Raw genomic sequence first — 23527 nt, forward strand, 5'->3', positions numbered from 1 at the left:
CCAGGAAAGGTCCATATTCTCGTAATTTTAGCAAGAGTTAGGACAGGCGATCTCTTAACACCTCGACAACCTCTTCTGCACTTCGCCCTGAGGCATGAATGACTGGACAATGAAATTTCGCTTCAGAGGCCAAGATATCCGTACCATCTCCTTTAACGACCACGGCCCTGACATTATATAGTTTTTCATCTTCTAAGGGCATGGTTTGAAATCCTGCGGTATGCAACTCTTGGACGACATTCGTCAGGCCATCTTCTACAGCTATTTTTTTATACACTATCATCAACCTCCTCTTTCATTAGTTTTTCTACTCTTACATATCCTATCCCTAACGAAATTTACCACTTTAAAAGTCAAAATTCACCTGATATATTTCTTCATAATTTGGAGAGACTTGCGGATTTTGAATAATCATTCCCGGGGCTTCATCTGCAAAAAGAGTCTCAACGGTGCATGTGACCGAGCCGCTCGCCGCAATACCCCATTGTATTTTTGATTTATGGGGAGGAGTACGTTCTAAGATTAAGGAATACTTTCCATTACGTTCTTTTCCTTCAAGCTTTATTTTACGAGGAAGCTTAGAGATGGGTAAAAATTCATCCATCTGTGAGATTTGAAAAGGTTTCTGACTTTCAAGTTTGATACGTAATAGGTAAGGTTCACGTAAATAATTCATGGAGAAGCCTAGCTTTCTTACCCCTTCTCCTGCTTCAGAGATTGCTACTTCCATTTGCATCGGGGGTTTTCCAGGTGGTACATCAATCTCAATACTCTTCCCCGTAGTGAGATTAAATCCTTTAAGCAAGGGCTTCGGCAGAGTATCCGTACCTATAATCTTAATTTTCGCCGCTTGGTTTTCCGACCACTCTTTACGAACAGTGACAGGTTGAGGATAGCTTTTAGTGTAGTTTGGAAGTAGACCCATGCCGAGTAAGATGCATAAGAGTCCTATAAGAGCAGGGATTTGCAAGCGACGAAGGATCTTCATCCAAGGCCAACGTCTCTTCTCAAGGATGAAAAGGCCGGCTAAAAAGGAAGGAACCAAAAATAAGGCATACAGAACAATAAAAAGAAGTGGATAGAGATGTACTGTCTCATAAAAGCTCGCCCACTGCTGTGAATTAAGGAGTTCCCAATGTGCTTTATAGATAAAGTATGGCCCTAGAAACACGAGAAACAAACTTGGGAAGTAATACAATAGATTAAAGCAGAGTAACCAAAAGAGAAACGGGAAGGCTAAATCGATACGATAAAGTCCTAGTATAACGCTCATCAAAAGAAGAAGTCCTGTTCCGATAAGCCAAGAGAGGTTTCTTGATCTGGGTCTGGGACATCTCGACAAGCCTATACAGACTAATACTAGAATGCATAAAGCCAGGAAAATTCTTAAGGCTAAAAAAATCCCAGGATAAGCATTCCAGAGAATGTCTTTCCCTTTAAGGTGTTGCCAAATAAATTCTCCCGTTCCACTGAGAAAGCTTACCACGAAGGCAGCAATGGGGATTCCAATCCCAAGGCTCAAATATTCTCTTAAATTCCCTTTTCTTGAGTCTTCCTTCTGCCTTACACCACGGACTATCGTGAATCCAGTGAAGAAAATAATCAAGATGAATAATGCTCTTAAAGCTAGCGTAGGTAAAATGAAGACAAAGGAACCGAATTGAAAGGGTAGATATAATGAATCCCAAGTCCGCTGCCCAGTTCCAGGGATTTGCACCGTGCTTATCAACTTAGGAATAAGCTGTCCGATGCTCTCTAACTTCTGGAGGGTAACTTGTTCTATTTGATCCTCTGGACGATGAAAATACCCACCAGCACGCCCTGAAATACCCAGGCCAACCGCTGGGATTCCCTGATCTAAGAAGGGACTAAAATCACTATTTCCCCCTTGAACGCCCTCTCGAGTCATCACCATAAAATCTCGACTTACATGAAAAGGAATTCCTTCGCTTCGTGCAACTTGCACAATTTGCCGTACCAACTCAGGTGGTGCAGATTTTTTGCCTGCTATGTCAATCTCCAAGGGCGTCCCAACCATATCAAGATTTAACATCCAGCGGATTGCGGAAAGGTCACTTTGGGCAGCATAATAACTTGATCCTACGAGTCCGGATTCCTCTGCTCCAAAAAAAACAATTTGATAGGTTTCCTGGTGCTGAGTTTGTCCTAGCATTCTCGCTAACTCCAGCAAGACTCCAACACCTGACGCATTGTCAACTGCCCCCGGAGCAGACAGATTGGCTGTATCATAATGTGCACCGAGCAGGATAGTATCGGTTTGTTTCCCTGGTAATTCTGCGATAATATTTTGGCTATTAATGACTTGAATCCGATTTTCGGTTTGGAGAGGATTGGAATTGACTACGATTTTACTAAAGGGTTGTTCCCGCACCTTCCATCCATTTTGTTCAAGAATGTAATGTAGATATTGGGCCGCTTTGAGCTCATTTTTACTCCCAGCGGGTCTAGGACCGATTTTCTGGGATAATTGAAGAATATGCTCATAAGCCTTTTCGGCGGAAAATTCACCCAAAGAATCCTTGGCGATTGCAGGAACGACACTTTGAGTGTCTTGGGCCCAAACTGGATACGGATTCGAACAGAATACGAAAAGGAATAAAACCATTAAGACCGTTTGATATCTCCTTCTCATCATCAAGACCGTTCCCCTTTTTCATTTCTGTGCTTGAAAATGTTTATGAGGAAAGCGATCTTTCTATACCTAAGAGATTTTTTAACAAGACGCATTTATGGTATAATAAAGCCGAACTTAATTGAAATCTAAACTTAGGAGTCGAAAAGCTTATGTTTAAACGGTTTTTCGCTTTATTAATAATTCTTTCCCTTTTTACGACGGGATGCTCTGTCGATTTGAAGAAGCTCTTTGTGAAAGAAAAAGAAGCCCCCGTCTCCAATCTATCCGCAAGTGCACTCGATTTTGATGGGGGAACTATCCATCAAAAAACTGAAGCGCTCCTATCCTCTGCCAAGAAATCAATATTTATTGAACAAACCATTTTTTCTGATGAAAGCCTTATGAATTTAGTGGTTCAAAAGGCAGCTGCTGGAGTTGAAGTCCGGGTCTTGCTTGACCAGTTTGAGACTCCAAATCAAGCCACATTGAATCAACTCAAAAGCAAAAATATTTCGGTACAGTATTATCCGGCTCGTAAGGGGCAAACAAATGAAGCTAAATTCCTGATTGTGGACATGACTCAAGCCCTTATTTACTCTTCTCCTTGGACAGCTGGAGGATTCGAGGCACACACTATGTCTGTCTTATTAACAGGCAAATCCGTGTGGAAATTAGCGGGTATCTTCAATCGTGATTGGCAATTTACGACGACTCTTTCACTTGATATCCCAAAAACAACGGATCTTCCCGAGGACAATATTCTGCTTGCTACCAACGCCAATGTGAAGCAACAATTGATCGAGCAAATAGCGGGTAGTCAGAAAAGCGTCTGGGCGATCGTCTCTCAAGTCACCGATCAGGATATGATTCAAGCTTTTATTGATGCAGCTAATAAGGGACGAGATGTACGTATCATTCTCGACCCTGGAATCATGCCAGCGAATTGGCCTGAAACTATTGAGAAACTAAAAGCTTCAGGGATTCAGCTTCGTTACTTTAAACTTCCCACGAATAAACCACTTGAATTGAATGTAGGAATTTTCGATGGTGGCACCTTTATCTCGAGCAGTTCAGGCTGGGGCTATAAATCCTTTGTCATGAACCATGAACTGTCACTTACGGTTCCAGCACCGGAGGCTACCCTAGAGCTCATTAAGCGCTTTGACCAGGACTGGCAAAGTAGCTCCACTACCCCTTGAACTTACGCAAAGTAAAAGCCAGCCAGGATTAATTTCCTGTGCTGGCTTCTTCTGTTTTAATGAAACCTGAGGAAGGCTTTATCGTTTCGTCTGCCAAATGAGCATGATCTGCAATAAGAACCGGAATAAACTCACCCTCCTCGGAAATATCAAAGATATTCACTGAAGTATTGTATTGCCAAGGTACATTCTCCCACTGTTCCACGGGAAATCCTAGTGCCTTCTTAACGAGAAGTTGAAGCGTCATTCCATGGGTTACCACAAAGATAGTTTCCCCTGGATAATTTTTTAGGAGTTCCTGGATGAATCCCCAGGATCGGTTTGTGACCTCCAACATACTTTCTCCCCCGGGAATTTGAACCTGATCGGGGCCCTTATCCCAGACTTCAAAAAGCTCAGGATAGAGATTCCTCAGATCCCACCATGCTTTACCTTCCCATTCTCCGAAAGATAATTCGCGAAGCGCTGAGCTGAGGTAAATCTCGCCCAAGCCGAGTTCTCTTCTCACTTCCTCGGCTGTTTGGATGGCACGCGGTAAGTCGCTGGAATAAATACGCGTAATTCCTTCACCCTGCACACGCTTTCCTAGTACACGTGCTTGTAAAATGCCTTTTTCCGTGAGAGGCGAATCCATGGCTCCCTGAACGCGTCCTTCAATATTCCAAAGTGTTTCTCCATGTCGGGTTAAGATGAGTCGTGTCACTTTACTCCTCCTTAAAAACAATGGTAGGGATCGCTCCCTACCATCCCCGCCTTGCCGTAAAACTCCAGGTTTCTGACCCTGCTCTCGCAGGTGGGTACCTAGATTAAATGTTCCGCCTTCCCTATCCTTATCGGAGGGCATGACGTACTAGGCTAATCACTACAGTTCCCGGGTCATAAATAGGATCAAAACCAAGATATTTCACGAACAACGCAGGCTATGAATTTATTATAACACCAAACCTCAAAAAATTCTCGTAGAAACCACTGGAAAATTTACCTGATAACTCAAGTTTCTTTACTTTTTATAGAGCTTATCCTCGATCTCCGCGATACGATCCTGCAGGAGTGCTATCGTCATTTCCTGAGTACGGAGTCTTCTGCGAAGGCTCTCAACGATAGTTTCTAATTCATAAATTTGAGCATTAAGATTAACTTGTTCTGAATCACTTTGGGTTGGAAGTAGCTGGCTCGGCTTTTCTTCTGCAGCTGGTACGACATTTTCTGGAATTAATTCCTTAATGTCCTTAGAAATAACTGAAAACCTGCCATAACGAGAATTTCGACCTGGTTTAACCTCTAGCCATCCCTCTGCCACTAAGGATTCAAGTGCTCGCTTCATTGTAATATTAGCTGCCCCTGTCTCCCGTTGGATTTCAGAAAAGGCAAGTTCGAACTCTTGCCCTCCGTACATTTTAAAAGTCTTTACAAAAAAATCCTTAAACTTTTGATTAGTTTTGTCTCTTAACGTCAAAATACCATCTCCACAGTAAGTTTGGGCTTAAAACAATAAACCTCACCTATATTATAGACAGCATTTTATAAATAATCCACATTTTAAAGTTGAAGTTGCACTAAACTTTCCTGTTATCCTTTTCCATAGAGCTTTTCAACAACTTCTTCTGAAATAGAGAAGGTATGCTCCTCGTTTTTCGGGAATTTACCTTCCTTAACTTCAGAGATATACATTTTAATGGCATCTATAGCAGGTTCTCTTAAGTTCGCATAGGTCTTCACGAATTTAGGCTTGAAACGATCGAACATTCCTAATAAATCATGAAAAACAAGAACTTGTCCATCACAGTCTGCTCCGGCACCTATCCCAATCGTCGGAATAGAAATATCGGTAGAAATTCGTTGAGCAACTTCAGCAGGAATTGCTTCGAGAGTTAAAGCAAAGGCGCCTGCCTTCTCCAAGGCTCGAGCATCCTGCATCAATTTCCGGGCGCTTTCTAAATCTCGACCTTGAACCTTGAAGCCCCCCAGTTGGGTCGCTGTCTGAGGAGTGAGACCAATGTGGCCAACAACAGGCACTCCCGCCTGGACGAGCGCTTCAACTATAGGAGCAAAATGTTCCCCTCCCTCAAGTTTTACAGCATCTGCTCCGCCTTCTTGTATAAGTCTCCCCGCATTTTTGAGGGCAAGTTCAACCGTCGGGTAACTCATGAACGGCATATCCACAACGATAAACGTATTTGCAGCTCCACGTCGAACGGCCTTAGCATGATGAATCATATCCTCCATGGTTACTGGAACAGTAGATTCGTATCCCAGTACCACCATACCTAAGGAATCTCCAACTAGAATCATATCAAGTCCAGACTCTTCAACCCATCTCGCGGCTGGGTAATCATAAGCGGTTAACACGGTTATTTTTTCATTAGCTTGCTTCATCTTCAAAAAATCCGGAACCAACTTCTTCACTTAAAATAGCCTCCTACTCATCTTATTTCGTTAAGCCTTATGTTTGCGTGATGTTCATGGCCTTTTGGATTATTATACCACGAACCAGGACTTAGCAAAATTACGGAATACTCTACTGCCTAAATGCATAGAGTCTAATAGTCAAAGGAGGTATGCAGGATGCCCAAATCCTTTCACTTAAGTTTAGTTATTAAAGGGATTTTAATAGCAGCAGCAATCGCCCTCATTCTCTCATTTCTCTTCAGTTTGCTTCTATCCTTTACTCGTCTCCCTGAATCTGATATGACTCTCAATATCATCTTCGGAGTCAGTGTATTCTTAGGAGCAGCTTTGACGGCCTATCAAGCCGGAATGAAGGGGCTATTTTACGGTCTGGCTATTGGTTTCGGGTTTATTCTTTTCTTGCTCTTGATCTTTGCTATCCTCACTCCTGGTTCTCCTTCTTGGATCTTATTTGGAGAAAAGGCCATCATCTCACTGATCTCCGGAGGGATCGGCGGTATCATAGGAGTCGTTGTTAAGAGATAGTGGATCGACAATGATTGAATCTTCTTTGGGTAAGCCCAAGGAGATTTCATTTTTTCGCCCTATGTCTTAGCCTTATGAAAAACTCTAATAGCTCCCATTTTCATGAACTCCTTCTGAATCTTCTTTTAATTTCCTCTCTAAAGAGCTAGAATAAGGTAAGAAAGAAAGATAGATAGATGGGGAGGAAAATTCTATGTGTGTCGAAAAGACCCCTTGGGAGCTGGTCATAGACTTTCATGGCCATACTTGCCCAGGTATCGCTTTAGGTTATCGCATCGCTCAACTTGCCCTACGAGAAATGGGGATTCGTCCTACTCCTGATTCCGAATGTCTGGTTAAAGCGTATACACAATCCTGTGCTGTCGATGCGATTCAAGTCCTTAACCGCGCAACGATTGGCCGCCGGGCTTTGATCATCGAAGAAGCGCATAAACACGTTTATCAATTCCACTTTACGGGTACTGAAGAAATTCTGCAATTTACGATAGGTCCTAAAGTTCTTGAGCGACTTACAACGTTCAAATCAGAGAACAGCTCTGAGAACCTTAGTCCTCGCGAAAAACAGAATAAGATGCTTGAAGGGGTTCAATATATACTGACATTAGAGGAAGCCGACTTTTGCGAAATGGAGCGAATTCCGGGGCAGCTTCAAAAGGTTTAAGTCTTTTAGCTTGAGATCCAAGAATATAGTTTTTCTTATGGCGAAAAACAATAAAACAAGCAGATTTAATTTTAAATCTGCTTGCTTTTTGTTTTCTACACCTAGGAAAAACCTATATTCATAGAATTTGAGGTACTGCATATCACGCGAAGTGAAGCCTACTTAACTTCTTTAGCTTCAGCCTCTACCCCGAGCTCATCTTCGCCCTTCTTCGCTCGGTAAAATCGCCAAACGATGAGAACCACTGCGATAAGTACCGAAACTGCGCTGCTCCATTCTGCCGCTGTCCAATTGAATAAGTATCGAGTACTATCTCCCCTTAACTTCTCCAGGAAGAATCGCGCCCCATTATATCCGGCGACATAAGTAAGGAAAACCACACCCGATGGCCATTTCTTTATCTTCATAATCAATAGGAGCGCAAAGAGAATCACATCGAATTGGCCTTCCCAGACTTCAGCTGGCCACAAAGGCTGATCCCCAAAGGTATCTCGGGCAATTGTCCCTAAAGGATATAAGATCCCAAAATCTCCTCCGGTGGGTCCCCCGAAGGCGTCTCCATTCATAAGATTAGCATCCCGGCCAATACTTTGGGCGAGGATCAATCCCGGCGTCATTAAATCAGCAAGGGTCCAAAAAGGAAGCTTCTTTTTCCAGACATAGATTCCTCCGACGATAAGTGCGCCGACGACGCCACCTTGAATCGACAATCCACCATGCCAGATTGCGATGATTTCTCCCGGATTCTCTCGGTAAAAGCCCCATTCGAAAAAAAAGACCTGCCAGAATCGAGCTCCAAGGATCCCTCCAAGGAGTAGCAGAGGTGCTAAATCGAGTATCGGGTCAATATATTTGGATTTGCCTTCTACTTTTGCGATATAGACTGTCACTCCGACCCCGAGAATAAAGGCTAATGCAAACAGGGTTCCATAAGCGCGAATCGGAAAATTTCCGATAAAAAACCAATATTGGTGCATGCGACCTAATGCCTCCTAAAAATTCCCAGATTTTAATATGCTAAAAGGCTTGATGATTTCATCAAGCCTTTCCACACATCTTGATAAGGACCTTAACGGGTATTCAGCTTCGAATAGAAGCTATCATGCTTGGAAGAATCAGGGATATTAGCAGCCCGCTCACCTTTACCTGTCGGCGTTTGGACGCGCTTAAAATAGGTGGAGTGTTTGGACTTACCTACCCAGAAATCAGATACTACGATAAAAAGGAGCGCAACAATTGCAATAATAGCAACTAACCATTGGAATAACATATTTTATGACACCTCCAATACTATTTTATGGCCAATTAGCAGAATGTCAAGAGGACAAAATCAACCACTCACACTTCATTTTCTACCATTGGCGTTCTTTTTACTGACAATGACCTTCGAAGCGCCGTATACTGAGTTCAAACACTCCTCTACCCTTTTCCACCCGGGCGAGAGCCCATTCCCCATCGACGATGGGGTTTTTTTTATTTGTCTTCGACTTTTCTCCACTCAATTTCTATTCGGTCTCCTGGATGGAGAAGTGTCGTGAACTCTGCGTCTTGATTATTCCTTCGTAACGATAACCTCGATCCCGAGGTCATTTCTTGCGAGATATGCGAGTAGGGAAGAAGATCGGAGAGCATTGGCATGCGCTCATAACCCTCGACCAGTAATTCCATCCCATCCTCTACCTTTTCATCTCCTGATAAGAATTTTCCCCGAGAGGAAATTCTAAGTGTCTGCGGGGGATAAATTATTTCACGACCATTCACGTGGAAAAGCAGCGGCTGTGCCCTGAGATCTAAATCCTTGACGCAAAGTTCACTTTCTCGAATAATGACCTCATCGCCCTCTTTAAGGCTTAAATCGAGAATCGCCATTTGTTGATTAACGAGGATTTCCCGCTCTGCAGGGTAAACCTGTTCTTTCCCATCAATCTTAAGCCTAATCTCCTTAAGCGTTGTGGGTGGGATATTCAGAAAACACAGTAGATCCTTTAGGGTATGGTTCAGCCTGAGCATAATCTTACAACCATCTGGGACCTCTGATTCTCTCTCCACTTTGACCCCGTTACAATGAATTTCGGATTCAAAGACTACCCTTTGACGATTAACCCAAATTTCCTTTCCCTGCTCTGAGGGAATGAATTCTTCAAAGGTTATGTGTGCCTTCTCCCCATCAACAGCTGGAGAGAACTGAATTTCGTCTCCAGGATGAAGTTCCTGATCTAAGCTCACTTCTTCACCATTGAGAAGGAATTGAGCAGGTTTGCCAAAACCGCCTTTAACGATATTAATATCTCCATCGATCTCATACGTTAACGCAGCACCTGGGCGCCCTACTAAAAGACGCGGTGAAATTCCTGAAGCGAGCAAGGCATCAGATACAGTTGCTAATTGCAACTCAAAAATTGGCACCTGAAGCGTATTCACCTTGACCGAGAAATAATGTAACCCTTCTCCTTCAATTGCCGACATCCCGATTCCTATCGGGGTGATGGCCTCTGGGCCTTTCACTGATTTCTCTCCTGATATACCATTTAAGCGTTCACGAATCTGAATACCCACTCGGTTTCTATGGAGCCCTAAGATATCCGAGATGCATTCTGGAAGCAAAGGAGTTAAACTTCCACCCCCGATAAGAATAACCGCATGGGGGACACCTTGGTTCAATCTTAAAATTTCTTGAGCAATTTTATCTGCCAACTCCAGAACCACAGGTTTGATGAGTTCATAAACCTCATCCCGCGTAACTGAAGTTTTCATTCCTAAGAAATCCGTGAAACTGAGCTTTGCTTTACTACCAAGGCTGCGTTTTAGCTTTTCTCCCGTTTGAAAATCCACAAGATAGTGTTGGCAAATTCGCTCAGTAATCTCATCTCCCGCCATCGGGACCATCCCGTAAGCAAAGAAGGATCCATCACGGGTCAGGGCAATATCCGCCGTTCCTGCACCCACATCCACTAAGGCCAAATTCATTCGGCGCATATCGGGTGGAATAGCCGCCTGCCCTGCTGCGATAGGCTCCAGCGTCAAATCTCTCATCTCGAGACCCACAAGGGATATCACTCCGGTTAATCCATCGATGACCGTTCGCGGCAGGAAGGTAGCGATAACTTTGACCTGAGCCTCCTTGCCGCGTTGACCGATCAAGCTTGTTAGATTTTGACCTTCTAAACAGGTTTCGATGGTACTATACCCCACACAGTGGTAGGTCGTTTCGGCTTCCTCTGACTGAACTTCACGAAGGGCCTGTTGAACCGCTTCCATCTCAAGCGCGAGAATACTTTCCCGCTCCCAGATTACAGGAACGGTCTCGCTTTGCTTGGCACTTGCAACCGCTGTTTTTAACGCTCTCCCAGCAGCAGCCACAGAAACGAAGCGTAGCTTTTCTTCGGTCTTTTGCTCAAGCTCTTCTTTAATTCGTTCTACTGCATGAGCGACCTCATCGATATCATGAACCTGTCCATCATACATAGCTCTTTGACGATGCTCTGTACGCGCACTTGCTACAATTTGATAACCTTCTTGAGTTTTTTCCATAATTAAACCCATTACAAGTCGTGTTCCAATATCTAAGGCAAACACCCGTTCCACGCACATCACCCCATAGATCAAGAATTCGACCTTATCCAACAGAAATCCTTCTCTGAGGACATTGTAAACGAAAATGCCCTCGCTTCTTACAATAAAATAAAAAACGTCTGGAATTTATCCAAACGCTTAAATTACATTGACCCGAACAATCTCAATCACATTTTCCAAACTCCTAATCTGCGTCTTTATCCACATCAAGATCTTCGCATTCCACTTCATCCACTTCGTCAGGCTTTGGCACATAATCTGGAGTGTCATGCTCCGCTTCCTCATAGGGATCCTTCTTCTCATCTTTGGGTCCATCTTTCATAATAGCTCTCCTTTCCATACACGTATTTGCTCGACCCCACTCCCCTTTTCTCCTCAGATATGCTGCGTAAGCGGGATAGAAAGATTAAGTAGCTAAATCGCCAATTGATTGGCTAATTCATAGAGAGCCAAATTAAAGGGTTTACGTTCTCCATATGCGACTTCTAATGGCAAGGAAATCACTTCCTGTCTGACATAGGCCGTCATCCGATCAGATTCTCCCTCACAAAGGATTTCAACCGCTTTGCCACCCATGGCAGATCCAAGGACCGCATCCACAGCGCTAGGATTCCCTCCACGTTGGATATGACCCAAGATCGTAACTCGTGTCTCGAAACCGGTTCTCTTGCGAAGTTCTTCCCCAAGATTCCAAGCGCTTGTTGCACCTTCAGCGACGATAATAATGCTATGATTCTTCCCCCGCTGATGACCCCGTTCAAGCTTTGAGATCACGTCCTCTATATCAAACGAAATTTCCGGTACAAGTATAGATTCTGCTCCACAAGCGAGTCCAGCCTGGAGTGCGATACTGCCACATTCCCGTCCCATAACCTCAACTAAGAAGGTTCGTTCATGAGAGGTCGCTGTATCGCGAATTTTGCTGACTGACTCCACCACAGTATTGACAGCAGTGTCAAAACCAATGGTTAATTCTGTGCCTGGAATATCATTATCGATTGTTGCAGGTATCCCGACGATGGAAATTCCCTGAGCAGAAAGTGTCTGTGCCCCTCGGAAAGATCCATCCCCTCCGATGACAATCAAGGCATCTATTTCACGGTAACGCAATTGATCGGCGGCAATTTTTTGCCCTTCAGGAGTCATCATTTCTTTTGAGCGGGCAGTCATCAGCATCGTCCCGCCCCGATGGACGATGTCAGCGACAGTGCCTAAATTCATTTCGCTAAACTCTCCATGAATGAGCCCTTCATACCCTTTTTGAATGCCATATACTTTCAAGCCGTGATAGATCCCCTTCCGAACGACCGCGCGAATCGCTGCGTTCATTCCGGGTGCATCTCCTCCACTTGTTAGTAATGCAATGTTTCGTACTTTAGGTGCCAAAGTATCAGGTGCCAAAGTATCACTCCCTTTTCTGAATTCACTATCTTTTAGCGAAAGTACTGAAGCAGTAAATTCAACTTCTCTTCCCAGGCTGGATTTTCCTTCATTTGATTTGGAAATTGCTGGCATGATTTTATGATCGAACTATGCGCCTTATTGAAGTAACGACCAATCTCTGGATAAGAAAGCTGGGAAAGCATCCTTATAGCGTAGATTGCAAGTTGTCGCGCCTCGCGGATTCTTGTCATCCGCTGATCTCCATAGATTTGTGCCGGTTCGACCTCCGTTAATTCCGCAACTTTTCGAACGATATTATCGGGGGTAGGAAGATGGTCACTCTCTTTCACCTTCAAGGCTACAAACCGAGCTAAGGCACTTGCATCCAAGGCCTCATCGATTTTTTCAGCATACCGTGTGAAGCCCTGAAGGAATTCTTGAGCTTCACGGAAATTCCCCACTCGAGATGAAATCTCTTCTAGTACCTTCTCCTCTAGAATTAAGTAGCGCGATTGTGAATATCGACTGAGATAATGATACATTTCAGATTTCATAGGGGAATTGATGGGTATCGCTAAGCCACCGAGCAGGCGGGAAGTGAGCTTCTCTCCAAGAAAATCCAGTTCTGAGATATTACCCCGGAAGCCAACGATCAGCCTTGCTCCCTGTTCGAAGAGGGTCTCATAGGTATGTAAGAATTCCTCAATACTTCGTACTTTTCCTTTTAGTTTCTCCAGATGATCGAATATCAAAACGGATGTTGAACGAAGCCTCTCCCGAAACTGAGTCAATGTACCTTCCTGTGCGGCGAAGGCATAGCTTCTCGAGAAATCAAGGGCATCGATGTAGATTACTCGATGTTGCTTTTTTAACCGAAGAAAGCAGGAACAAAGAAGTTCCGTCTTCCCCACCCCAGCTGGACCATACACAAGCGTTAAGAACGGAGCATGCTTAGGTTCATAAGTTTGTAGGGTATTTACTGCAATCTGATTGAAACTTGAGGTAACCCAAATCATACTCACCCACCTTTCTACTTATCCCTACCGCTCTGCGCCAAGAAGTCGTAACAATAGCGAGCAGCTTTCGTGAAAGGCTTTTGGCGTCGCGTGAGAAGATAAAAGCCCCGTTCGATCTTTAACCCATCGACATCACAGGAGACCAGTCCTTCAGGAGATAAATACATTGCACTCTTCGACAAAAACGAATAGCCCATTCCAGCGCGAATAGCATTTTTAACCGTCTCTGCACTCCCTGCCTCAAATCCTATCCTGAAATCCTCTAGATTATATCCTATCTTGGCAAAAGCATCCTCAATGGCTCTTCGATGACCCGATCCGGCTTCTCGAAGTACCATAGGATAGGCTAAGAGATCCTCTGGGCGTATCCTTTCCAAATGGGTTAAGGGATGTCCCTCTGGGACAACGCATTGAATATCATCTTTAATCCAATGCGTAGAATCCAGCTTCTCCGTCTGGAAATTTGAACCGACGACTGCAAAATCCACCTCTTGAGAAAGCAATTTATCTGCAATTTCCAAGCTATCCCCGATGGTTATCTTAAAGGTAATCTTGGATTGTAGCTGCTGAATACGACTTAAATACTCGGGCAATAGATACTCCCCAGGGATATGCGAAGCTCCAATATGGATCCTGCCTCCCAATTCAACTACATTCTCATCGAGTTCTTCGAGTAAAGAGTTCCACTCCTCAAGAATCCTTTTCGAATATTTAAGGACCGCATCTCCCTGAGGCGTCAATGTAAAACTTTTGCCCTGTCTTTGAAAGAGCTTTACACCGAGTTTTTCCTCGAAAACACGCATTTGATTGGAAATAGCCGGTTGGCTCACTCCCAGATGCCGTGCCACTTTGGTATAGCTTTTCTCTTCAACCACCTGAACAAAAAGGTGCATTAGATCCACCATCCGAAGTCCCTCCAATTAGAAAAAAGAGGGGCCTAGAGTCCCTCTTTTAGCGATTCCTTCTGTTAAAAACGCTTTATTATTATTCCCCAAAAAGTTCAACGGTAACTGTTTTCATACGTTGATCTTCATTGGGTTTATCCCGATAATCCCGTTTTACATTAACAATTCGATCCACTTCTTCAATTCCTTCAATGACCCGTCCAAAGGAAGCATATTGGCCATCTAAATGTGGTGAATCTGCTGCCATGAGAAAGAACTGGGAGCCCGCAGAATTAGGATCTGCCGTACGGGCCATAGAAATAACCCCTTTAGTATGTTTCAAATCATTTTTAAAACCATTGGATGTAAATTCACCTTTGATACTGTAGCCACATCCACCGGTCCCATTTCCCTTCGGATCTCCGCCTTGAATCATGAAACCAGGGATAACTCTATGGAAGATGATTCCATCATAGAACCCTTTACCTACTAAGGTTACGAAATTCTTCACGGTCTCTGGAGCTACTTCGGGGTAAAGTTCTACTTTGATTTTATTCCCATTCTCCATCTCAATGGTTACAATCGGGTTTTTGGAAGTTGCTTCATTATTATTCGTCACATCAAGGTCCTCCTAAAAAATAAATTCTCTCCTGATTATAACCAATATTGCCCTACTTTACCACTTTCCAAAAAAAAATATACTCCAAATTTGACATTCGCAGCTTCCTGTAATACACTTTCTTATTGAAACAATGTATCAATAAGGAGGCTCCTATGAATTCTACACTTTCTCGACTCTTAAAGGTTACCCTTTTAATCGCGATTCTCGGTTTAAGTGGCTGCACCGTTGAAAAGCCAGCCAGCACTCTTAATCAAAAGTTAGTTCTAACGAGTATTTCCCCACTCGCTGATCTAATCAAGCAAGTGGGTGGAGATAAGGTTCAAGTCGTTAACTTAGTCCCACCTGGTACAGATCCCCATGATTTTGAACCAAAACCTGAAGCTGTAAGGCAAGTCGCCAATGCGAAGCTCTTCATTGAAAACGGAGTAGGGCAAGAATATTATCTCGAAAAACTTATTAAGAACGCCGGAAATCCTACATTACACACAGTCACCTTATCTGAAGGCTTACCTATCCTCGGACAGGAGTCGGGTTCACTTGGAAATCCCCATCTCTGGCTTGATGTTCAAAATGCACAGGTCTATGTAGAGAAAATTCGAGATGCCTTGATTAAGACCTACCCGGAAGACAAAGTAACCTTCGAGAAAAATGCACAAGCCTATCTTGGTGAGCTTAAAGTGCTTGATCAGTGGATAAAGGATCAAATCCTTAATCTTCCTGATGAATCCCGGAAGATTGTTGTGTTTCATGATGCCTGGTCATATTATGCTAACCGTTATGGTCTTACAGTTCTGACTCCAGTCGTTCATAGCGGACAATCTGAACCCTCCGCTAAGGAATATGCAGAAATCCTTCAGTTGATCCGCCAAAACAAGGTGAAAGCCGTTTTTGGAGAAGTTGGTTTTAACCCCAAGCTTATTCATCAGTTAGCCAGTGATTCTGGGGCCAAAGTCGTTGACGACTTATATGACGATACTCTAGGAAATACCGCAGAAACGGACTCTTATATCAAAGTCATGAAGTATAATACAAATGCTTTAGTCTCTGCTTTAAAATAATTTTGTGAAGAAGGTTTTACATGCAACCCCTTGCTATCGAATTCGATTCCTTTTCCTTTTCTCTCGGGGAACGAGATATTCTCTGGGATATTAATCTAAAGATCTCAAGTGGATCTTGCATTGGGATTATTGGGCCAAATGGTTCAGGAAAAACGACTCTCATCAAAAGTATCGTGGGGTTAAACCAACCCACCAAGGGAAGCGTTAAGGTCTTTGAGAATCCTCCCAACCGAGATTGGCGCCGAAAAGTCCAACTTGGCTATGTTCCTCAACTGAAATCCATGGACAAAGACTTCCCGATTTCGGTCTATGAGGTGGTGCTTCTTGGGCGAACAGGACGTTTAGGCTGGTTTAAACGCCCGAGTTCCGAAGATCATCGCCTTGTCGAATACGCCCTAGGAAAAGTCAACATGCTCAATTTGAGAGATCGCCCGATCGGACAACTTTCCGGCGGCCAGCAACAAAGGGTGCTCATCGCTCGAGCTTTAGCCACGGAGTCGAAGCTTCTCCTCTTAGATGAGCCTGCGACCGGCCTTGATATTCCCTCTCAGCAGAGTATATATCACCTGCTTGATGATCTTCATGGAGATGGAATCACGGTACTTACAACGACGCATGATCTTTCGGCGCTCGAATACCATCATTTTGATTTGATTCTCTGCCTCAACCAAACCGTAATCGCCTTTGGACCTCCCGAAGACGTTTTGACCCCTGATATTCTTGGGCGAACGTTTGTGGGGAGCCATCTAGGGGGGGTAATAAAGTGATGCATTATTTAATCGATCCCTTACAGTATGCTTTCATGCAACGGGCTTTTATCGGGACCGTATCCGTAGCTATCCTCACAGCCTTAATTGGCACCTTCGTCATCTTGCGTCGCCTTGCATTCATCGGTGAAGGCTTAGCCCACGGCTCCTTAGGTGGTCTTGCTATCGGCTATCTGCTTCATTGGAATCTTTACTTAGCAGGGAACATCTACACGATTGGACTCGCTATGGTTATCGGAGTACTACATGAAAAGTCGAAGGTCAGTCTTGATACCGCGATTGGGATTCTTTTCTCGACCTCTATGGCTTTAGGTATCGCTCTGATTAGCTCCTTGAAGTTTTATACGACGGATTTAACTGGTTACCTCTTTGGATCCGTTCTCTCAATTACGTCCTCCGACTTAGTCATCATTGTTGCCTCTACCCTTTTTATCCTTGTTATTCTTGCCTTGTTCTACAAAGAATTTCTGTATTATGCTTTTGATCCTGAGATGGCTGAAGTATCCGGCTTACCTCGGGCAAGATTACACTATGCCATGCTAGCTATGATCGCAGTCACTGTCGTTGTGGCCTCTCAGACCGTTGGAATCATCCTTGTAACCGCTCTTCTCACTATTCCTGCAGCCTCTGCTTTCCAATGGACGAATTCTCTAAAAAAATTAATCCTCCTGGCTGTTCTTTTTGGGTTATTGAGCGCGATCGTCGGTCTTTACCTTTCCTATTATTTCAATGTGGCTTCTGGGGCAAGTATTGCCCTTACAGCTGCCTTCGTCTTCTTAGTTAGCTTCCTCCTAGCCCCTGGGCGCACGAATTTACGCCGTAGTATTGGCTGGGTTAAATCCTAACGAGAGGGGATGAAAAACATGGAATCTGATGAAATACTTCAAGTTATACAACAAAATGGCCATCGACTGACTTCAGCTAGAAGGAATGTCGTTCGAATCTTGTGTTCACACTCTAATTTTCTAGGAGCCTATGATATCCATCACCTCCTGGAGCAAGAAGAAATTCATATCGGGGTAGCTTCAATATACCGGGTATTAGGCATGCTCAAAGCTTTGGGACTGATAAAAAGTGAAGAGTTCAGTACTGGCGGAGAAAAATTCCGACTCGAAACTGAGCATTCCCACCCTCATCATTCTCACCAACTGATTTGTTCCCAATGTGGTCGTACTGAAGAATGGGCTGGTGATTGTCCGATCGCTACGTTAGCTCAGAAACTCGAGATGGACAGCGGGTTTCAAATTGAGGAACATTGGTTAAGATTCTTCGGAGTATGTCCGCGTTGTCAGAATCATTAATGGAACTAGAAATAGACTTCAGAGAGAATGGGATATTCTCACTGAAGTCTATTTCATTACCCACCGGGCATCAAGGAAAAAGAGGTCCATCATTATCTCCTTCGCCGTCGGTGCGTGAACCAATAGCCTATCCCACCTACAATAATTACTCCAACTACTAAATCCATCCGATGAAAAAGAGGCTTCAAGGCATCCCAGTTCTCGCCAAGTTTTTCCCCAACGATAATCAAAAACATACACCAAGGTAAGGCTCCGATAACGGTATAGATGGCCATCTTCACAGGATTCATCTTAGCAATTCCTGCAGGCAGGGAAATAAAGGTGCGAACGATGGGCAACAAGCGTCCCACGAGTACGGTCACTTCCCCATGACGCCTAAATAAGCGTTCTGTCCAAGCCAATTCTCGTTCTTTGATCAAGATATAATGCCCGTAGCGTTTGATCAAGGGGCGACCTCCCCATACCCCGATATAATAAGCTACAAGTGCTCCAAAAAGATTCCCAAGGGTTGCGGCAATCGTCGCCGGCCATAATTCAAAATCTCCCCGATAGACCAAATAACCCGTGAATGGGAGTATAATCTCACTTGGCAACGGGATACAGGCACTTTCTATCGCCATCGCGAGAAACACTCCAAAATAACCCATGCTGGATATCAGCTGCATAACAAATTGTCCTAGTTGAGTGAGCAAAGCTTCTAGCACTACTGCGCCCCCCTATCTCTTTGTTCTTTTCAATCAAGCTAACAATCAAGATTACATAGGAAAGGCAGTTGCAACCGTGTTATGGCCCAAGAGAACTTACTTTGCAACTGCCTTTCACTATTAATCTAAACTATTCTTATTAATAATCTACACCACTCACTCATTCTCTTCTAACCGCTCCTGATGTTTGGAAAAGTTTTTTCGTGAAACCATACTGTTTTGACACTCGTATAGAACCTTTTTACCATCCATAATTGTCTCGAGATACACCCCTTTTCCCCATAAACTCTGCACGAAGATTAAGGTTTTCTCAAGAGAGACTTGATCCAGATCGAGTCCTTCGTGCACATGCTTTAAATATAATCCCCTTTTCCCTTCATAATCCCCATCCAGAGCAAGAATGCGCGGATGTCCACCATGCACGAGCTGCTTGACAAGATTATCTCGAACGCTCTCCCATTCAGTATCCGTAACCTGCCAGTGTGCTCCAATCTTACGGTAATTGAAAAGGTTCAATTTCTCTACGAGATCTCGATTCAGGTAATTACGGATAAAGGAAACATCATTCTCGACTTCCCGAACCTCAAAAAGAAAATCTAAGTCATGTTGTTCCGCGAGAGAATCCCAAATTTTCACCCCCAAATAATAGGGGTTTAGTTGCAATCGGGAAGGCTGGACCACCTGGCTATGCATAACCGCAAAATCCATAACCTCCTCATCACTTAGATCCAGTTCGCGCATAATTCTCGAATGCCAAAAGGTGGCCCATCCCTCATTAATGATTTTTGTTTCAATTTGGGGATAGAAATAGAGTGATTCTTCTCGCATCATACTTATGATATCGCGTTGCCAATCCTCAAGGATAGGAGAATTCATGATGAGAAAAAGCAATAAGTCTTCTTCTTCTGGGCTTTCCTTGGCCTGGTCTTTCACTGGATCTAACTCCCATAGATCTTCATATTCCGTATGGGGTCCAGGTTTTTTCTTTTCTTTCTCGCCTTTCCCCTTGGGCTTGGCGTAAGCTTCGTGCTTCGCTCCTAAATAGGCTCGAGAATCAACATGTTCTTGAATAGAAAGTACGGAATCTAAAACGTGCTCGACCTTTTCCCTCCCATAGAGTAATTCATACTCACGAATTTGCTCTGCATGGGCTTCCATGCGAACTACCATATCACGAGGGGTTCGCTGAAAATAGCGGTTATTTTTGAAAAAATCCACATGCGCGTAGACATGCCCAATGACGAGTTTATTCTGTATCAATTGATTTCCTTCAAGGAGGAAAGCATAGGAAGGATTGGAGTTAATGACCAGTTCGTAAATTCGACTTAGATTCAAGTCGTACTGTATCTTTAATCGATAGAAGGCCTTCCCAAAACTCCAATGTGTGAATCGGACGGGCATTCCATATGCTCCAAAAGAGTAAAGTGCTTCTGCAGGACAGACTTCAAAATGAACAGGATAGAAATCGAGTCCTAACCCCCTTGCGACTTCAGCAATTTCCTTCGCGTGGAATCCCAATTCTGATACTTCTTGATCCATGGCTATCACTCCCCTCCCGCTTAGGAAAAGACACTTTTCAAGGCTCCATAGACTTCATTACGATCTCGGATGGTCACAAGACGAAGTTTAGGATCTGTAATTCGTTTCAGTGTTGACATCAGAGTACTCGAATAATGCGTTCTCAAGATTTCTCCGTAGCCAACGATCTGGCTTACCTCCACTAACTTTTGCATTAAATTCAGGGCGCGAGCATTATCTGACCCGATATTATCTCCATCCGTAAAATGCACCGGATAGATATTATAATGTTGAGGGGGATAGTCTCGCTCGATCATGTCCAGTGCAAGTTGGTAGACGGAGGAACATCGGGTTCCTCCACTCTCCCCACGCGTGAAGAACTCCTCTTCTGTCACTTCCTTTGCTTCTGTATGATGAGCTAAAAAACGCATCTCGACATTTTCATATTTCTTACGCAAGAAACGAACCATCCAGAAGAAAAAGGTGCGTGAAATATATTTTTCAAATTGTCCCATCGAACCGGACGTGTCCATCATGGCAAGGATCACGGCATTCGTCTCGAAATTCGGATGGGTTTCCCAGGTCTTAAAACGCAAGTCCTCTGGAGTAATGCGCAAATCCGAGCCTTTGCCTGCTAAGGACTGACGTTTTATGCTTTCGATTAAGGTGCGTTTCTTATCGATATTAGACATCAGTCCCTTTCTTCGTACATCTTTAAACTCTGGTTTATCATGTGCGATCAAGGGCCGTTTTTTATCATCTAGATTCGGGAGCTGTAGTTCGTCAAATAATATGGCGGCTAAATCCTCATAGGTTACCTCTGCTTCATAAACATCAATCCCTGGCTCTTCGCCGGCACCTGGACCATTTCCGGCCCCTTGTTTCCGACCGTGCTCCCTGGCCAAAATATCCCCGTTCGTCATTTTTTTGTTGGACTGCCCGGTATGATTTTTCTTATTATGATCAAAGCGGAAATGGAACTCTTCCAGCGAGCGCATAGGAATCTTCATCGCCTTTTTGCCATCGCTGAGGATGATGCTTTCATCCACGATCAAATCACCCAGTTGCTGTTTGACAGCCTCCTGAACTTTCTCTTTATGACGACTTTGATCGAGATATCCTTTGCGATGAAGGCTCCAATCATCACGACTGACAATAATATCGTCACTCATACTGATCCCCCCTCCCTAGCGGTTAAGGAGAGAACCAACGTATTTCACGATTTCGTTCGCACAGGTTGGGCAATACCCATGTTGCTGTATTAAACGATCCGTGACATCGTTTATCCGTCGCAGCTGTTCCTGATCCGGGTGCGAAATAGAAGTCGTTACCTTGATAATGTCCTTTAAATCCGCAAATAATTTCTTCTCTATGGCTTCCCTTAAGCGGTCGTGTGAGGTGTATTGAAAAGACCTGCCTTTACGAGCGAAGATGGAAATTCGAATGAGAATCTCTTCGCGGAAGGCTTTCTTCGCGTTTTCTGATACCCCAATCTGCTCCTCTATGCTCCGCATGAGCTGTTCATCGGGGGCAAGTTCTTCTCCAGTAATGGGATCGTAAAGTTTACTGGAATTACAATATGCTTCAACATTATCCAGATAGTTATTCAAGAGGGACTTCGCCGATTCCTCATAGGCGTAGACAAAGGCTTTCTGGACTTCCTTCTTCGCGACTTCATCATATTCTTTGCGTGCTTGAGAAATGAGGTTGACCAGATTTTCCCGTTCTTCCTTCGTAATCGAGGTATGCTGGGATAATCCATCTCTCAGCGCTCTGAGAATATCTAGGGCATTGATACAGGATTTATGATCCCGGATTAAGGCTGTGGAAATCCGATTAATGACATAGCGGGGATCTACTCCGCTCATTCCTTCCCCTTGCTCTTCCCCTTCAGTCATCAGATCCTTGATATCTTTTTGGTTGAATCCTTCGACATCCTCCCCATCATAGAGGCGCATTTTCTTCAGAAGATCCATACCCTGCTTTTTTGAGGGTTTGAGACGAGAGATGATACTGAAGACAGAGGCGGTCCATAGACTATGCGGTGCAAGATGCACTTCGTGAAGATCGCTCTGTTGAATGAGCTTTTCATAGATCTTCACTTCAGAGCTCACCTTCAAATTGTACGATACTGGAATCACGATGATGCGGGATTGCAAGGCCTCATTCTTCTTATTAGCGATAAACGCTTTATACTCATTTTCATTGGTATGAGCAATAATGAGTTCGTCTGCTGAGATTAAAGCAAAGCGCCCCGCCTTGAAATTCCCCTCTTGGGAGAGACTAAGGAGATTCCAAAGAAACTTCTCGTCGCTCTTTAACATTTCTTGGAATTCCATCAATCCTCGATTCGCCTTATTGAGTTCCCCATCAAAGCGATAAGCACGGGGATCTGATTCTGAGCCGTATTCCGTAATCGTCGAGAAATCAATACTCCCGGTCAGATCTGCGATATCTTGAGACTTGGGGTCAGAGGGGGTAAAGGTACCAATTCCAACCCGTTCTTCTTCGGAAAAGACAATTCGCTTGATGGGCACATCTTCTACTTTTCCCTTGAATTCTTCCTCTACCCTCATCCGACAAACGGGACAGAGGCTTCCTTCAATTCGTATATCGTACTTTTGTTCGAACTCTTCCCTTAATACAACGGGTAGGAGATGGAGTGGATCTTCGTGCATCGGACAGCCATCAATCGCATAAACTGCTCCCTCATCCGTCCGGGTATACTCCTCAAGCCCTCGTTTTAAGAGAGTCACAATCGTTGATTTTCCACCACTTACTGGCCCCATTAAGAGGAGAATCCTTTTTCTTACATCGAGGCGTTTCGCCGCTGAATGAAAGTACTCCTCAACTAAACGTTCCAGTGTTTTGTCCATTCCAAATAACTCTTTATTAAAAAACTGATAGCTCTTTTGGTTATTTTCTTCCTTGATACCTGCCTTGCGAATCATCTCATAGATTCGAGCATGAGAATGCATCCCTAATGCAGGATTATCCACGACCATTTGCAGATAATCTGCAAACGTTCCACTCCAAGCTAAAGCCGCTTCTCTATCCCTATAATTTTTTAGCCATTGCACAACTTCCATAGTAGCCCTCCCTTTCGCATAACCTTCCTTCCCATCAGTAACTATTAAAAGTATATGCCTCGATTAAAAAGAAGAGACATGACTTTTTCCACTGGGCTTATGAATACATGAAAGACACTGATAAAAAAATGAAAACGCTTGCAAAGGCTCAACTCTAGGAAGGCCTCGCAAGCGTTTTATTCA

At 43.9% G+C, this 23527-nt stretch carries 24 protein-coding genes and 1 other RNA gene; 7 read left to right on the top strand and 18 right to left on the bottom strand.

Going from position 1 to position 23527, the window contains the following annotated elements; translation table 11 throughout:
* Nucleotides 1–37: 37 nt before the first annotated feature.
* Both ACZ42W_RS14100 and ACZ42W_RS14105 read right to left on the bottom strand, forming a co-directional pair.
* Complete coding sequence (locus ACZ42W_RS14100) at nt 38–280, bottom strand: YkuS family protein (RefSeq protein ID WP_464171014.1); 243 nt, start codon at nt 278–280, stop codon at nt 38–40.
* A gap of 66 nt (nt 281–346) precedes the next feature.
* Nucleotides 347–2656 carry a M28 family metallopeptidase gene (locus ACZ42W_RS14105; protein ID WP_464165982.1) on the bottom strand — a complete coding sequence of 770 codons (2310 nt, stop codon included), beginning with the start codon at nt 2654–2656 and terminating at the stop codon, nt 347–349.
* A 149-nt stretch (nt 2657–2805) separates the two neighbouring features.
* Between ACZ42W_RS14105 and ACZ42W_RS14110 the strand changes: the two genes are divergently transcribed.
* Complete coding sequence (locus tag ACZ42W_RS14110; protein WP_464165983.1) at nt 2806–3834, top strand: phospholipase D-like domain-containing protein; 1029 nt, start codon at nt 2806–2808, stop codon at nt 3832–3834.
* Between the two features lie 28 nt (nt 3835–3862).
* Here ACZ42W_RS14110 and ACZ42W_RS14115 read toward each other — a convergent pair whose 3' ends face one another.
* From ACZ42W_RS14115 to panB, 4 genes are all read right to left on the bottom strand, one after another.
* A complete protein-coding gene (locus ACZ42W_RS14115; RefSeq protein WP_464165984.1) occupies nt 3863–4537 on the bottom strand; it encodes a histidine phosphatase family protein in 675 nt (224 codons plus the stop codon).
* Between the two features lie 39 nt (nt 4538–4576).
* Nucleotides 4577–4759: non-coding RNA, 6S RNA (ssrS, locus tag ACZ42W_RS14120), on the bottom strand.
* Between the two features lie 75 nt (nt 4760–4834).
* Complete coding sequence (locus ACZ42W_RS14125) at nt 4835–5290, bottom strand: IclR family transcriptional regulator (protein ID WP_464165985.1); 456 nt, start codon at nt 5288–5290, stop codon at nt 4835–4837.
* 113 nt (nt 5291–5403) lie between these two features.
* Complete coding sequence (gene panB, locus ACZ42W_RS14130) at nt 5404–6240, bottom strand: 3-methyl-2-oxobutanoate hydroxymethyltransferase (protein WP_464165986.1); 837 nt, start codon at nt 6238–6240, stop codon at nt 5404–5406.
* Between the two features lie 159 nt (nt 6241–6399).
* On the opposite strand from panB, the gene ACZ42W_RS14135 reads away from it, so the two are divergent.
* Both ACZ42W_RS14135 and ACZ42W_RS14140 read left to right on the top strand, forming a co-directional pair.
* Entirely contained in the window at nt 6400–6768 is a 369-nt protein-coding gene (locus ACZ42W_RS14135; protein ID WP_464165987.1) for a TIGR04086 family membrane protein, read from the top strand.
* Nucleotides 6769–6961: 193 nt separating this feature from the next.
* The gene (locus ACZ42W_RS14140) at nt 6962–7429 is read left to right on the top strand and encodes an FmdE family protein (protein WP_464165988.1); all 468 of its coding nucleotides are present in this window, start codon (nt 6962–6964) and stop codon (nt 7427–7429) included.
* A 158-nt stretch (nt 7430–7587) separates the two neighbouring features.
* Here ACZ42W_RS14140 and lgt read toward each other — a convergent pair whose 3' ends face one another.
* The 8 genes from lgt to ACZ42W_RS14180 form a co-directional block, all read right to left on the bottom strand.
* Nucleotides 7588–8406 (bottom strand): prolipoprotein diacylglyceryl transferase, encoded by an 819-nt coding sequence (lgt, locus tag ACZ42W_RS14145; RefSeq protein WP_464165989.1) that lies wholly within the window; start codon nt 8404–8406, stop codon nt 7588–7590.
* Nucleotides 8407–8498: 92 nt separating this feature from the next.
* Nucleotides 8499–8699, bottom strand: coding sequence for a hypothetical protein (locus ACZ42W_RS14150; RefSeq protein WP_464165990.1), 201 nt, complete (start codon nt 8697–8699; stop codon nt 8499–8501).
* 203 nt (nt 8700–8902) lie between these two features.
* Nucleotides 8903–11020: a cell division FtsA domain-containing protein gene (locus tag ACZ42W_RS14155; protein WP_464171015.1), complete on the bottom strand. Its 2118-nt coding sequence runs from the start codon at nt 11018–11020 to the stop codon at nt 8903–8905.
* A 166-nt stretch (nt 11021–11186) separates the two neighbouring features.
* Entirely contained in the window at nt 11187–11324 is a 138-nt protein-coding gene (locus tag ACZ42W_RS14160; protein WP_464165991.1) for a hypothetical protein, read from the bottom strand.
* A gap of 92 nt (nt 11325–11416) precedes the next feature.
* Entirely contained in the window at nt 11417–12331 is a 915-nt protein-coding gene (pfkA, locus tag ACZ42W_RS14165; RefSeq protein ID WP_464171016.1) for a 6-phosphofructokinase, read from the bottom strand.
* A gap of 104 nt (nt 12332–12435) precedes the next feature.
* Nucleotides 12436–13401: a DnaA/Hda family protein gene (locus ACZ42W_RS14170; RefSeq protein WP_464165992.1), complete on the bottom strand. Its 966-nt coding sequence runs from the start codon at nt 13399–13401 to the stop codon at nt 12436–12438.
* Nucleotides 13402–13415: 14 nt separating this feature from the next.
* Complete coding sequence (locus ACZ42W_RS14175; protein WP_464165993.1) at nt 13416–14306, bottom strand: LysR substrate-binding domain-containing protein; 891 nt, start codon at nt 14304–14306, stop codon at nt 13416–13418.
* Between the two features lie 79 nt (nt 14307–14385).
* A complete protein-coding gene (locus ACZ42W_RS14180; protein ID WP_464171018.1) occupies nt 14386–14853 on the bottom strand; it encodes a peptidylprolyl isomerase in 468 nt (155 codons plus the stop codon).
* Nucleotides 14854–15059: 206 nt separating this feature from the next.
* On the opposite strand from ACZ42W_RS14180, the gene ACZ42W_RS14185 reads away from it, so the two are divergent.
* The 4 genes from ACZ42W_RS14185 to ACZ42W_RS14200 are packed head-to-tail and all read left to right on the top strand — an operon-like array spanning nt 15060 to nt 18033.
* The gene (locus tag ACZ42W_RS14185) at nt 15060–15965 is read left to right on the top strand and encodes a metal ABC transporter substrate-binding protein (RefSeq protein ID WP_464165994.1); all 906 of its coding nucleotides are present in this window, start codon (nt 15060–15062) and stop codon (nt 15963–15965) included.
* Nucleotides 15966–15985: 20 nt separating this feature from the next.
* On the top strand, nt 15986–16732 hold the full coding sequence (locus tag ACZ42W_RS14190; protein ID WP_464165995.1) for a metal ABC transporter ATP-binding protein: 747 nt from the start codon (nt 15986–15988) through the stop codon (nt 16730–16732).
* Entirely contained in the window at nt 16732–17577 is an 846-nt protein-coding gene (locus ACZ42W_RS14195) for a metal ABC transporter permease (RefSeq protein ID WP_464171020.1), read from the top strand. Before ACZ42W_RS14190 ends, ACZ42W_RS14195 begins: the two co-directional genes overlap by 1 nt.
* 18 nt (nt 17578–17595) lie before the next feature.
* Nucleotides 17596–18033, top strand: coding sequence for a Fur family transcriptional regulator (locus ACZ42W_RS14200; protein WP_464165996.1), 438 nt, complete (start codon nt 17596–17598; stop codon nt 18031–18033).
* Nucleotides 18034–18125: 92 nt separating this feature from the next.
* Here the strand turns inward: ACZ42W_RS14200 and ACZ42W_RS14205 are convergent, their stop codons facing one another.
* The 4 genes from ACZ42W_RS14205 to ACZ42W_RS14220 form a co-directional block, all read right to left on the bottom strand.
* Entirely contained in the window at nt 18126–18737 is a 612-nt protein-coding gene (locus ACZ42W_RS14205; RefSeq protein WP_464165997.1) for a DedA family protein, read from the bottom strand.
* Between the two features lie 156 nt (nt 18738–18893).
* Nucleotides 18894–20276, bottom strand: coding sequence for a SpoVR family protein (locus tag ACZ42W_RS14210; protein ID WP_464165998.1), 1383 nt, complete (start codon nt 20274–20276; stop codon nt 18894–18896).
* 20 nt (nt 20277–20296) lie between these two features.
* Complete coding sequence (gene yhbH / locus ACZ42W_RS14215) at nt 20297–21427, bottom strand: sporulation protein YhbH (protein ID WP_464165999.1); 1131 nt, start codon at nt 21425–21427, stop codon at nt 20297–20299.
* Nucleotides 21428–21442: 15 nt separating this feature from the next.
* Nucleotides 21443–23344, bottom strand: coding sequence for a PrkA family serine protein kinase (locus ACZ42W_RS14220; protein WP_464166000.1), 1902 nt, complete (start codon nt 23342–23344; stop codon nt 21443–21445).
* Between the last annotated feature and the right edge of the window lie 183 nt (nt 23345–23527).

The sequence above is a fragment of the Desulfitobacterium elongatum genome (genome assembly GCF_055378975.1).

Excerpts from the sequence above, each read along its gene's own strand:
- ACZ42W_RS14210 (WP_464165998.1), bottom strand. The coding sequence starts at position 20,276 with ATGGATCAAGAAGTATCAGAATTGGGATTCCACGCGAAGGAAATTGCT.
- ACZ42W_RS14135 (WP_464165987.1), top strand. The coding sequence starts at position 6,400 with ATGCCCAAATCCTTTCACTTAAGTTTAGTTATTAAAGGGATTTTAATA.
- yhbH (WP_464165999.1), bottom strand. The coding sequence starts at position 21,427 with ATGAGTGACGATATTATTGTCAGTCGTGATGATTGGAGCCTTCATCGC.
- pfkA (WP_464171016.1), bottom strand. The coding sequence starts at position 12,331 with ATGAACGCAGCGATTCGCGCGGTCGTTCGGAAGGGGATCTATCACGGC.
- ACZ42W_RS14220 (WP_464166000.1), bottom strand. The coding sequence starts at position 23,344 with ATGGAAGTTGTGCAATGGCTAAAAAATTATAGGGATAGAGAAGCGGCT.
- ACZ42W_RS14195 (WP_464171020.1), top strand. The coding sequence starts at position 16,732 with ATGCATTATTTAATCGATCCCTTACAGTATGCTTTCATGCAACGGGCT.
- ACZ42W_RS14155 (WP_464171015.1), bottom strand. The coding sequence starts at position 11,020 with ATGTGCGTGGAACGGGTGTTTGCCTTAGATATTGGAACACGACTTGTA.
- ACZ42W_RS14190 (WP_464165995.1), top strand. The coding sequence starts at position 15,986 with ATGCAACCCCTTGCTATCGAATTCGATTCCTTTTCCTTTTCTCTCGGG.
- ACZ42W_RS14110 (WP_464165983.1), top strand. The coding sequence starts at position 2,806 with ATGTTTAAACGGTTTTTCGCTTTATTAATAATTCTTTCCCTTTTTACG.
- ACZ42W_RS14180 (WP_464171018.1), bottom strand. The coding sequence starts at position 14,853 with ATGGAGAATGGGAATAAAATCAAAGTAGAACTTTACCCCGAAGTAGCT.
- ACZ42W_RS14140 (WP_464165988.1), top strand. The coding sequence starts at position 6,962 with ATGTGTGTCGAAAAGACCCCTTGGGAGCTGGTCATAGACTTTCATGGC.
- ACZ42W_RS14185 (WP_464165994.1), top strand. The coding sequence starts at position 15,060 with ATGAATTCTACACTTTCTCGACTCTTAAAGGTTACCCTTTTAATCGCG.
- ACZ42W_RS14200 (WP_464165996.1), top strand. The coding sequence starts at position 17,596 with ATGGAATCTGATGAAATACTTCAAGTTATACAACAAAATGGCCATCGA.
- lgt (WP_464165989.1), bottom strand. The coding sequence starts at position 8,406 with ATGCACCAATATTGGTTTTTTATCGGAAATTTTCCGATTCGCGCTTAT.
- ACZ42W_RS14105 (WP_464165982.1), bottom strand. The coding sequence starts at position 2,656 with ATGATGAGAAGGAGATATCAAACGGTCTTAATGGTTTTATTCCTTTTC.
- ACZ42W_RS14160 (WP_464165991.1), bottom strand. The coding sequence starts at position 11,324 with ATGAAAGATGGACCCAAAGATGAGAAGAAGGATCCCTATGAGGAAGCG.
- ACZ42W_RS14175 (WP_464165993.1), bottom strand. The coding sequence starts at position 14,306 with ATGGTGGATCTAATGCACCTTTTTGTTCAGGTGGTTGAAGAGAAAAGC.
- ACZ42W_RS14150 (WP_464165990.1), bottom strand. The coding sequence starts at position 8,699 with ATGTTATTCCAATGGTTAGTTGCTATTATTGCAATTGTTGCGCTCCTT.
- ACZ42W_RS14170 (WP_464165992.1), bottom strand. The coding sequence starts at position 13,401 with ATGATTTGGGTTACCTCAAGTTTCAATCAGATTGCAGTAAATACCCTA.